This is a genomic window from Ottowia thiooxydans DSM 14619, assembly GCF_000422885.1.
Lineage (GTDB): Bacteria > Pseudomonadota > Gammaproteobacteria > Burkholderiales > Burkholderiaceae_C > Ottowia > Ottowia thiooxydans.
Map to the genome: position 1 here is coordinate 376,026 of NZ_AUGX01000010.1, position 11,054 is coordinate 387,079.

Consider the following 11,054-nt stretch of genomic DNA (forward strand, 5'->3'; position numbering starts at 1 on the left):
CGTCCGGCGCCGTTTTTTCTAATACTTCATTCACACCAAATTGGTAAACACACGGGGCGCCTTGTCCTCGGTTTTCATCGATTTGGGAAAAATCAAACATCTTGAGACCACCCCACTTAGGGCGTCTGCCCGTCTTGTAAAGGGCTGGGCAGGCGCAGCCGGTCGCTGCAGTCGCGCTGGGTACAGGCCTCGCTTCCGACCAGTTGCAAACGGGCCAGGCCCTTCAGATTTTCTTCCTCGATACGCCCTTTCACCCGCACAGCCACCAGTCGCGGACCCGCAGTCCACTGGCTGATGCCTTGCGCCGCTGTAGCGTCGATGACCACATCCGCTCGGCCGTAACTCCCAACCCGCGCCTCCACCAGAGCGCGCGTGGGAGAGAGCACTTCATTTAAATAAACTGCTGTGACCACCACGCGGTCCGCATAGCGGAAAGGGTTCTGCGCAATGTCTCCCAGATGCGCCCAACCCTGGGCCTGGTGGGCTTTAAAAAAGGCTTGCAGCTTCTGCAAGTTAGCTTGACGATCGCCGCTGTCTTGCGCTCGCTGTTGCTGTGCGCGCTGCTGCGAAGCAGCCTGGTTGGAATACCGCTCGATGGCCGCGCCGGCCTGCATTGGCGCAAAAGCAGACGCCACCACTGAGCCGGGGTTCCCATACTGGTCGGATTCCAGCTCCGGCGTGCTGACGGCACGCACTTCCACCAGTGGCCGTTCCACTTCTCGTTTGCCGGTCTGGCGCACCGCGTTGCTGCAATGGGCTTTGAGTTTGTCACCGGCCGACAACAGCAGCGCCTTGGCCACATCGTCGGAGGCCATGGCGGCGGTAGGTGCGTTAGTCACCCACAGACGGCGCGGCATGCACGGTTCAGGGAAATCGGTGAGGGACGATGTGGCTTCCACCTGCACCCGCGCCGCTGCAATGCCAGCCAGTGCCGGCAAAGGGCCCAGATCAAACAGAACGGTACCGGAACCACGCTCGGGTTGCCACTCGCGGGCACGCACCACGCCTTTGGGCGGCGGCAAATACACACCATGATCGAATTGCCCCTCCCACACCACGGGCTTGGCCGAAGGGGCATAACGCAATGTCCATGTGGCCTTGCCCGCGCCCTGAGCCAGACCGTCCTTGCAGCCACCTTGGTAATGGAATATGTAATCGTTGCTGCCAAGGTAGCGCTGGGCCACCACACCGCAGCCGCTAGTGGGGTCCTTTAGTGGGGCGGCATGAGTCAAAGCGCTGAGTGAACACAGCAATGCACCACAGGCTAGAAAACTCGATTTCATAGCGTTGACTTTGAATAAGGCACAAGCAAACGTTCTAAGGCAAACAAGCCCGCGCTGCGGCTCAGTGTCTCCTGAGTCAGTGCAATGGCTTCGCCGAATCTACGGGCTGAGTGAATTTGGTTGGGCACGAAGATATCGCCTAAGAATTCGGTCAGAAACCTTGAACTCGAATTTGAGGGTTGCGCTGCTGAAGCGCTTGAATAAAGGCCTGCTTCTGTTTGGGCGAGACAAGCGCCTGCCCTACACGGCCATGGTGAATGCACAGTCGGTCTAGAGATAGCGCCGGGGATGAAATCCAGCTTCTCGAAGGCTCCACAGCACGAATGCTTTGAAGCGGGATGCGCCAACGCAGGGGACCACTTTGGATCGTCAGGTTCGTCTCGTCCACGCGATAAACGGTGCTCACGAGCAGCCAGAGGGGCAATCCCGATCCGAGCAGCACCACAGCCACCATCACGAATTTGCCTGGAAGCCATGCGGCACGCGGCCAAACGACTGCGACTGACCCCAGCACGAATAACGCGCTGATCAGGATCACTGCGGCAAGCCATGGATCGACCTTGGAGCGAAACACGTCGTGCCTCAGAGGGGGATGTTCCCGTGTTTGCGCCAAGGGTTTTCCAGCTTCTTGTCTTTCAGCATGGCCAAGCTACGGCAGATGCGCTTGCGTGTTTCGTGCGGAAGGATCACATCGTCAATGAAGCCTCGGCTACCGGCTACGAAGGGGTTGGCAAAGCGGGCTTTGTATTCGGCTTCGCGCGCGGCCAGTTTCGCGGGGTCATTCTTATCCTGGCGGAAAATGATCTCCACCGCGCCCTTGGCGCCCATCACCGCGATCTCGGCGTTCGGCCAGGCGAGGTTGACGTCGCCGCGCAGGTGCTTGGAACTCATGACGTCGTAAGCACCGCCGTAGGCTTTGCGCGTAATGACGGTGATTTTTGGCACCGTGCACTCTGCGTAGGCGTAGAGAAGTTTGGCGCCGTGTTTGATGATGCCGCCGTATTCCTGCGCCGTACCAGGCATGAAGCCGGGTACATCCACGAAGGTGATCACAGGAATATTGAACGCATCGCAAAAGCGTACAAAGCGTGCTGCCTTGATGCTGCTCTTGATATCCAGGCAACCGGCCAGCACCAGCGGCTGGTTGGCGACTATACCCACGACCTGCCCATCCATGCGGGCCATACCAATCACGATGTTGGCAGCGTAATCAGGCTGCAGTTCGAAGAACTCGCCATCATCGACCACCTTGGAGATGGCCTCCTTGATGTCGTAGGGTTGGTTCGGGTTATCTGGCACCAGCGTGTCCAGGCTCATGTCGATCCGGTCAGCGGGGTCTTGAGAAGGACGAGACGGCGCTTTCTCACGGTTGCTGGCGGGAATATAGTTAAAGAAGCGCCGCAGCATGAGCAGCGCCTCCACATCATTTTCGAAGGCCAGATCGGCCACGCCGCTGCGGGTGTTGTGCGTCAGCGCGCCGCCCAACTCCTCTGCGGTCACGCTCTCGTGCGTCACGGTTTTCACCACCTCGGGGCCGGTGACGAACATGTAGCTGGTGTCTTTCACCATGAAGATGAAGTCCGTCATGGCCGGGCTGTACACAGCACCGCCGGCGCAGGGACCCATGATCATGCTGATCTGCGGGATGACTCCGCTGGCCATCACGTTGCGCTGGAAAACATCTGCGTAGCCGCCCAGTGACGCCACGCCTTCCTGGATACGCGCGCCGCCTGAATCGTTGAGACCGATCACCGGTGCGCCCACCTTCATGGCCTGATCCATCACCTTGCAGATTTTCTCGGCATGGGCTTCGCTCAAGGCGCCACCGAACACGGTGAAATCCTGGCTGAAGACGAAGACCAGGCGGCCGTTGATGGTGCCGTAGCCGGTGACCACGCCATCACCCGGAATGTGGCTTTCATCCATGCCGAAATCAGCACAGCGGTGTTCGACGAACATGTCCCATTCTTCGAAGCTGCCTGCATCAAGCAGAACCTCTATGCGTTCGCGCGCGGTGAGTTTGCCTTTGCCGTGCTGCGCTTCAATGCGCTTGGTGCCGCCACCAAGACGGGCCGCTGCGCGCTTTTGCTCGAGTTGTTCAAGGATCGGTTTCATGGTCCGGTGTTCACTTCCTATGTTGATCGGTCTTGATCGTTCAAACTGGGTTGGCAGGCAATGCCGCCAGATCTAACAGACGCCGCGCGGCGGTGGATGGAGCCAGTTGTCCCTGGGCCACAGCCTGCGTGGTGTCAGACAGCGCTTCGCGCACGCCAGCATGTTGGCGGAAAGCAGCTTTCAAACCAGCGTTAATGCGCTCCCACATCCACGCCAAAGCCTGTTGCTGACGGCGCTGCTCCAGGCGTCCGTTGGCTGTCTGCAAAGTCTTGAATTCAGTCACGGCAGTCCAAAAGTCATCTAGCCCTTGACCCTTCAGGCCGCTGATCTGGATGACGCTCGGGTGCCACACCTGCGTATCGTGGTGGTCATGATCCGGGTTGCCGTGCATACCGAGCAGACGCAGCGCTGATTGGATTTGTGCACGGGCGCGCGTAGCGGCTGCAGGGTCGATGTCTGCCTTGTTGATGACCACCAGGTCAGCCAGCTCCATCACGCCCTTTTTGATAGCCTGCAGATCATCGCCAGCGTTGGGCAACTGAAGCAGAACGAACATATCTGTCATGCCGCTCACAGCGGTCTCGCTCTGGCCGACGCCCACGGTTTCGACCAGTACGACGTCGTAGCCAGCGGCTTCGCATATCAACATGGCTTCACGCGTTTTCTCTGCCACACCGCCTAGGGTGCCGCTGCTGGGACTGGGGCGGATGTAGGCGCCGTCCAGCAATGAGAGGCGTTCCATGCGGGTTTTGTCGCCAAGAATTGAGCCGCCTGACACCGTGGAGGATGGATCGACAGCCAGCACCGCCACGCGGTGACCGCGTTCGATCAGGTAGACACCCAGCGTTTCAATGAAGGTGCTTTTCCCCACGCCAGGCACGCCGCTGATACCCAGGCGCAAAGCCTTGCCCGTATGCGGCAACAGGGCAGTGAGCAGCTCATCGCCTTTGGTGCGGTGATCCGCCCGGGTCGATTCGAGCAAGGTGATGGCCTTGGCAATAGCCCGGCGCTGCGCGACGGCTTCACCATGGACGATGGCTTCAATCACAACTGTTCTCCAGACGTGACTCAGGGCGTGGGGAGACCATGGTCAACGCCAAAGCGAAGTGCAGCGCCTGATTGCGCTGCATGCATAGAGGGGCAGGCACGGAAATTGACGACCGCCAAAGGGCCTTCACGGTCGTATGCGCACGCCAGCGTCATGCCTTGATCGCTCCTCGAATCTGCTCCAGCACATCCTTGGCACTGGCCGGTATGGGCGTGCCTGGGCCATAGATGCCTTTCACGCCAGCTTCGTACAGGAAACCGTAATCCTGCCGGGGAATCACGCCGCCAACGAAGACGATGATGTCGTCAGCGCCTTGTTTTCTCAGCTCAGCAATGATGGCGGGGACCAGTGTCTTATGGCCGGCAGCCAGAGTGCTCACGCCTACGGCGTGTACATCGTTTTCGATCGCCTGGCGGGCGCATTCCTCCGGAGTCTGAAACAGGCTGCCGATATCGACGTCGAAGCCCAGATCGGCGAAGGCCGTGGCGACAACCTTGGCGCCACGATCATGGCCATCCTGGCCGAGTTTGGCGATCATCACGCGCGGGCGGCGGCCCTCAGCTTCAGCGAAATCGCTGATCTCCTGCTTGAGTTTGTCCCAGCCTTCGGCGCTGTCGTAAGCCGCGGCATAAACTCCCGTGACCTTTTGCGTGTCAGCGCGATGGCGCCCAAAGATTTTCTCCATGGCGTCAGACACTTCTCCTACGGTAGCCCGAGCACGGATGGCATCAATGGCAGCAGCCAGCAAGTTACCCTGCCCTGTTTCCGCAATTTTGGTGATGGTTTCAAGCGCTTGGTTCACGCGTTCGGAGTCGCGCTCCTTCTTGATGGAGTTCAAGCGTTCGATTTGCGAATCGCGCACCTTGACGTTGTCCACCTCCAGGGTTTCGATGGGGTCTTCCTTGGCCAATTTGTATTTATTGACACCCACAATCACGTCTTTGCCAGAATCGATCCGCGCCTGCTTTTCTGCGGCGGCAGCCTCAATCTTGAGTTTGGCCCAGCCGGAATCAACCGCCTTGGTCATGCCTCCCATGGCATCTACTTCCTCAATGATGGTCCAGGCGGCGTCTGCCATGTCCTGGGTGAGTTTTTCCATCATGTAGCTGCCGGCCCAGGGATCAACCACATTGGTGATGTGCGTTTCTTCCTGAATGATGAGCTGCGTGTTGCGCGCAATGCGGGCAGAAAACTCCGTAGGTAAAGCAATCGCCTCATCAAAGCTATTGGTGTGCAGCGATTGCGTACCGCCAAACACAGCCGCCATGGCTTCGATGGTGGTACGCACCACGTTGTTGTAGGGATCTTGCTCAGTCAGGCTCCAGCCGCTTGTCTGGCTGTGCGTGCGCAGCATCAAACTCTTGGGGTTCTTGGGGTTGAACTCTTTCATGATGCGGCACCACAGCAGGCGCGCTGCACGCATCTTGGCAATTTCCAGGTAGAAGTTCATCCCGACCGCCCAGAAGAACGACAGCCGCCCGGCGAAAGCGTCTACATCCATACCTTTGGCGAGCGCGGTCTTGACGTACTCCTTGCCATCAGCCAGCGTAAAAGCCATTTCCAGCGCCTGATTGGCGCCAGCTTCTTGCATGTGATAGCCAGAAATGGAGATCGAGTTGAACTTGGGCATGTTCTGCGCCGTGTACTCGATGATGTCGCCAATGATCCGGATGCTGGGCTCTGGAGGGTAGATGTAGGTATTGCGAACCATGAACTCCTTCAGGATGTCGTTCTGGATCGTGCCTGCGAGCTGGTCTTGAGGAACACCCTGCTCTTCCGCTGCCACCACGTAACCCGCCAGGATGGGCAGCACCGCGCCGTTCATGGTCATGGATACGCTCACCTTGTCCAGCGGAATACCGTTGAACAAGATTTTCATGTCTTCCACGCTATCGATGGCCACCCCGGCCTTGCCTACATCGCCCGTGACACGGGGGTGATCACTGTCATAGCCGCGATGGGTAGCCAGATCGAACGCGACACTCACACCCTGTCCACCCGCTGCCAGCGCTTTTCGGTAGAAGGCGTTGCTCTCTTCTGCGGTGGAGAACCCAGCGTACTGGCGAATGGTCCATGGTCTGACCGCATACATCGTCGCTTGCGGTCCGCGCAAGAACGGCTCAAAGCCCGGCAGCGTATTGGTGTACGGCAGGTCTTTCACATCCTCGGCGGTATAGAGCGGCTTAACGGTGATGCCGTCAGGTGTACGCCAGCTGAGCGCTTCGACGTTGCCAGCAGGTGCAGATTTCGCAGCGGCTTTGTCCCAGTCAGAGATGCTGGCGGGTTTGAACGAGGGTGTGTTGGAACTCATGGCAGATCCAGAAGCGGACAAATGAACGGAAGGCAAATTGCCTGATGACCGGCTCGAACTCCCACCATTGGGTGTCTTCGCCCATCCGTAATTATTAATGCAAAACCGGGTCTTATGCTTACAATCGTCAAAAAATGATCTCTACATGACCTCAGCATCCGCCCGCCTATCCCCCCGAGCTCTCTATGAAGAAGTGGCGGAATTGCTACGCCAGCGCATTTTCAGCGGTCATTTGAAGCCGGGCGACTGGATAGATGAGCTGAAAATTGCCGAAGAATACGGAATCAGCCGCACGCCTTTGCGCGAAGCGCTCAAAGTGCTGGCTACAGAGGGCTTGATCACGATGAAAGTGCGGCGCGGCGCTTACGTGACCGAAGCCACACCCAAGGATCTTGCCGATGTCTATCACCTGCTGGCCTTGCTGGAAACGGATGCGGCAGAGACGGTGGCTCGGCAAGCCACGGATGCAGGTTTGGCGGAGTTAGCCGCCCTGCACCGGGAATTAGAAGCGAGCCTGCCAGATACCGCGCGCTTTTTCACCTTGAACGAGGCGTTTCATATCCGTATGCTCGAATTGGCTGACAACCAATGGCAACTGCAGATGGTCCAGGACCTTCGCAAGGTGATGAAACTGCACCGTCAGAATTCACTGCAAAAGGCTGGCAGACCCGAGCAATCGCTTGCAGAACACCGCGAACTGATGGCGGCGCTGGCCGCTCGCGACGGTGCAAGAGCCGCAGCCTGCATGCGCACACATATGCAGGGTGGGCTGGAAGCCGCCAATTAGGGAGCCGAGCGGCAAGCCGCCGCTGTACACGAAAGTGCTCTAAGGCGTGAACACACCCTATGCACTGAACAAGCGCGCTAGCCAACCCTTCTTTTTTTGCCCGCTTAGTTCCTGCAAAACCTCAGCGCGTATCCGCTCCTTTTCCATATCTCGCTTATGGGTCACCATGCGCAGATAGGTATTCACCGAATCAATATAGCCGTGGTCTTCGTTGCGGATATGGTTGAAAAGCCAACGCGACAGCATTCCGTGCAGTTCGTTGGTGACATCTTCGCCACCGTCGAAACGGCTCTGCATTTCGGCCACTTTGCGAGTGAAAAGCTCATGCACTTTCTTGTGCGGGCCAGCAAACATGTACCCCGCGTTCTCGATCATGCTTTCTTCAAATGCGAAATGAGAGATGGTGTAGTCCACCGTCTCGGCAATCACTTCACCCAGCAGCTCACGGTCATGGGTGTCTTTAAGTTCGTGCAGCTTGTTGATGTAGTCCACGATCCGTTTGTGCTGAACATCGATTTCCGAGATGCCAGTGTCCAGTTCTGGAACCCAATGAAGAATACCCATAACGCCAACCTTATTTTTAAGATGGGTCTGAGTATCAAGCCGCAACAACGAGAACGTTTTGACTCATGTCAAGGTCTGGCGAACGGGGTGTACCAGCCAGGACTTGAAGCGGGGATGTTCAAAGGTCATAAGATCGGAGGATGAACTCGCCCCAGGATTTTTGCTCCAATTCGATGCGTCGCCTCCTCTTGCTGGGCGGCGTGGCCATCAGCCTGCCGTGCTCCGTGCGCGCAGCTGACCCACAGATCTGGCCGCGTGCCTCTGCCGTTCCCGGCGGTGTGGCGCGGATCGATCTGGGGCCGGCAATGGAGCGCCCCCGAGCAACCTCTGGTGGCGTGCCGCTACTCGTAGTGGGCGACCCCATCGTCTGGACGGCGCTCGTAGGCATTCCGCTCTCTGCGGAACCAGGCACAGCCCAAATCGATGTTCATACCGGCACTGCCCGTTCATTGGCCTACACCATTGAAAACAAACGGTATAGCGAACAGCGACTGAAGGTATCCCCCAGAACGGTAGATCTTTCGCCCGAAGACTTGAGCCGCCACGAACGTGAGCGCGCTCATCAGGTGGGGGTGATTGCCACCTTCACTGAGCCACTGCCGGGCGCCTTCAAGATGCAACAGCCCACACCCGGCCGGCGGAGCGGTTCGTTCGGACTGCGCCGCGTCTTCAACGGCCAACCGCGAAATCCGCACAGCGGAATGGACATCGCAGCGCCAACCGGAACGCCCGTGGTTTCGCCTCTACCAGCTACGGTGATCGACAGGGGCGACTACTTCTTCAATGGGAACACTGTCTGGCTGGATCACGGAGGCGGCCTGCTCAGCATGATGTGTCATTTGAGCCGCATTGATGTGAAACCTGGCGATAAGATCGCGGCCGGGCAGCGCGTCGCCGCTGTCGGAGCCACAGGGCGCGTGACTGGTCCGCACCTTCACTGGTCCATCAGCCTGAATCGAGTTATGGTGGATCCGGCGCTGTTTCTAGCTTAATTGCCCGCTTCAGATTCAAACCATGCCCATACCTGCTCGCCCAGCCCCACTACCCTGGATTACCTGGGGTAAAGCAGGTGCCTCGCAACTGATCGTCTGGCACCATCTGGTGCACTACGGACCCTTGGTAGAACGAGCAGAGCGTGTAGCGCCGGATTTCGTCCGCTGGCTTGATACCCAGGCGCTCATGGCAGTTCAGGTATTTCTGGTCATTGCCGGCTTTCTGGCCACCAAGAGCCTCTGGCCAAGGCCGGACGCTCCCGGCGTGGTGCTCTCTGAATGGCCCCAAAGGGTATGGGCACGCTATCGGCGGCTGGCGCCGCCTTATCTCGCTGCCTTGGTGGTAGTGGTGCTTTGCTCCGCCCTGGCACGCGGGTTGATGAATGACGCCGACACCCCTGCCGCCCCTAACGTGGCGCAAGCCGTGGCGCACGCGCTGATGCTGCAAGACATACTGAATCAGCCAGCGCTTAGCGCTGGCGTCTGGTACGTCGCCATGGATCTACAGCTATTCGCTTTACTGGCGTTGCTAGCCAGTTTGGTCCCGAAAAAAACCAGCCTGCAGACAGGCAACTCGACACCTCGCCTGTCGATTGCGGCGTATATACCGGTCATTCTTCTAGTGAGCGCTGCGCTTACGTCGCTGTGCGTATTCAATCTGAACCGCAGGGGCGATATCTGGGCGCCCTATTTCTTTGGCGCTTATGCCTTGGGTGTGCTGGCGGCCTGGGGTACAAACAAGTCTTTGCCCGGCCACAAGTTTGGCTCTACGTTGTTGATTGGCGCGCTTCTAGCGATTGCACTGGCGCTTCAATGGCGTGACCGCATTGCCCTGGCAGGGCTGACCGCGATTGTCTTGCTTTGGCAACCGGGGCGCTGGGCTTTGATCCGATCACCGATCAATCCCTTGATGGAATGGCTGGCCAAGATTTCATATTCGGTCTTTCTGATCCACTACCCGGTGATCCTCGCGGTCAATGCCCTGGTGATTCGCCTGTTGCCTGATTCCACACCCGTCCATGTGGCTGGCTTGGTAATGGGGTGGCTATTGAGTCTGGTTGGCGGTTGGCTGCTTTGGCGGGGCACGGAATTGCATGGCGCCAAGGAAAATGGTGTGAAGCGAGACGCACGCCTGAGCCCGGAGGCACTGGAAAATGGGCAACTCGGAGGTCTGGGGCGTACGCAGTAGGTTTTCCGTGAGTCAGCTGGCGTGCCTGCATTAATCTCTCCCGCCTGTGGGGGCAAATCATGCGTGCCAATGGAGACTTATTTGGGATGGATGCGCCTCCCCTCACCCCGCCCTCTCCCCTGGCCGGGCGCCCGCATGCAAGAGAGGGAGAAAAATCCGACAGCCGCGGAGCAGGCCATGCGAGGACGCGAGGATGCCTGCTTCAAGCCTCTAAAGAAGAGTTGAACTCAAAGTTATCGGTTATCTCAAGCGGCTGGACGGGGGCGATGCTTTCCCGTTCCCCAATTTGCTGCCGCCACATGGCGTAGTACAAGCCCTTTTGCTCCACCAACTCCCCATGGCTTCCGCTTTCCACGATGCGGCCACGCTCCAGCACATGGATGGTGTCTGCGTGCATGATGGTGGAGAGGCGGTGGGCAATCATGATGCTGATCCACGAGTGGCTGTTCGATAGCGCACGCACCGTTTCGGTGACCTGTTGCTCGGTGAGTGAATCCAGCGCCGAGGTGGCTTCATCGAATATCAGCAGACGCGGTTCACGCAGCAATGCCCGTGCAATGGACAAATGTGCTGGTCTAATTTCGAAAGACATCCCGATAAGGGAAATCAATGTCTCACAGGAATAGAAATGATCAAAGCCAAGACCAGGCGATCGTTCGACGCGGCGTTCAAGCTGCAGATCGTCAAGATGATTCGAGAGCAGCACCTGAGCGTGTCTCAGGTCTGCCGTGATATGGAGCTGACTGATAGCGCCGTCAGGCGCTG

10 protein-coding genes and 1 pseudogene are annotated in these 11,054 nt (G+C 58.3%); 4 read left to right on the plus strand and 7 right to left on the minus strand.

Features of this window, described 5'->3' with window-relative positions; genetic code table 11:
• Nucleotides 1-116: 116 nt before the first annotated feature.
• The 5 genes from G518_RS0109345 to scpA form a co-directional block, all read right to left on the minus strand.
• Nucleotides 117-1,283, minus strand: a complete 1,167-nt coding sequence (locus tag G518_RS0109345) for a hypothetical protein (protein ID WP_028602310.1) — start codon at nt 1,281-1,283, stop codon at nt 117-119.
• A 151-nt stretch (nt 1,284-1,434) separates the two neighbouring features.
• Nucleotides 1,435-1,857, minus strand: a complete 423-nt coding sequence (locus G518_RS0109350) for a PH domain-containing protein (protein ID WP_036594090.1) — start codon at nt 1,855-1,857, stop codon at nt 1,435-1,437.
• Nucleotides 1,858-1,865: 8 nt separating this feature from the next.
• Complete coding sequence (locus G518_RS0109355; protein WP_028602312.1) at nt 1,866-3,398, minus strand: acyl-CoA carboxylase subunit beta; 1,533 nt, start codon at nt 3,396-3,398, stop codon at nt 1,866-1,868.
• A gap of 40 nt (nt 3,399-3,438) precedes the next feature.
• Nucleotides 3,439-4,446: a methylmalonyl Co-A mutase-associated GTPase MeaB gene (meaB, locus tag G518_RS0109360; RefSeq protein ID WP_425414279.1), complete on the minus strand. Its 1,008-nt coding sequence runs from the start codon at nt 4,444-4,446 to the stop codon at nt 3,439-3,441.
• 151 nt (nt 4,447-4,597) lie between these two features.
• A complete protein-coding gene (gene scpA / locus G518_RS0109370) occupies nt 4,598-6,757 on the minus strand; it encodes a methylmalonyl-CoA mutase (RefSeq protein ID WP_028602314.1) in 2,160 nt (719 codons plus the stop codon).
• A 145-nt stretch (nt 6,758-6,902) separates the two neighbouring features.
• Here scpA and G518_RS0109375 point away from each other — a divergent pair, with 145 nt between their 5' ends.
• On the plus strand, nt 6,903-7,544 hold the full coding sequence (locus G518_RS0109375) for a GntR family transcriptional regulator (protein WP_028602315.1): 642 nt from the start codon (nt 6,903-6,905) through the stop codon (nt 7,542-7,544).
• 57 nt (nt 7,545-7,601) lie between these two features.
• Here the strand turns inward: G518_RS0109375 and G518_RS0109380 are convergent, their stop codons facing one another.
• A complete protein-coding gene (locus G518_RS0109380; protein ID WP_028602316.1) occupies nt 7,602-8,108 on the minus strand; it encodes a bacteriohemerythrin in 507 nt (168 codons plus the stop codon).
• 173 nt (nt 8,109-8,281) lie between these two features.
• Here G518_RS0109380 and G518_RS0109385 point away from each other — a divergent pair, with 173 nt between their 5' ends.
• Both G518_RS0109385 and G518_RS34510 read left to right on the plus strand, forming a co-directional pair.
• Complete coding sequence (locus G518_RS0109385) at nt 8,282-9,100, plus strand: M23 family metallopeptidase (protein WP_051236317.1); 819 nt, start codon at nt 8,282-8,284, stop codon at nt 9,098-9,100.
• A 22-nt stretch (nt 9,101-9,122) separates the two neighbouring features.
• On the plus strand, nt 9,123-10,289 hold the full coding sequence (locus G518_RS34510; RefSeq protein ID WP_051236296.1) for an acyltransferase family protein: 1,167 nt from the start codon (nt 9,123-9,125) through the stop codon (nt 10,287-10,289).
• Nucleotides 10,290-10,491: 202 nt separating this feature from the next.
• On the opposite strand, the pseudogene G518_RS0109395 reads toward G518_RS34510, so the two are convergent.
• Nucleotides 10,492-10,854, minus strand: a pseudogene (locus tag G518_RS0109395) (metal ABC transporter permease); the annotation flags it as partial.
• A 63-nt stretch (nt 10,855-10,917) separates the two neighbouring features.
• Here G518_RS0109395 and G518_RS39240 point away from each other — a divergent pair.
• Nucleotides 10,918-11,054, plus strand: a 137-nt coding sequence (locus G518_RS39240; RefSeq protein WP_036594093.1) for a transposase, incomplete at its 3' end; no start/stop codon positions are given.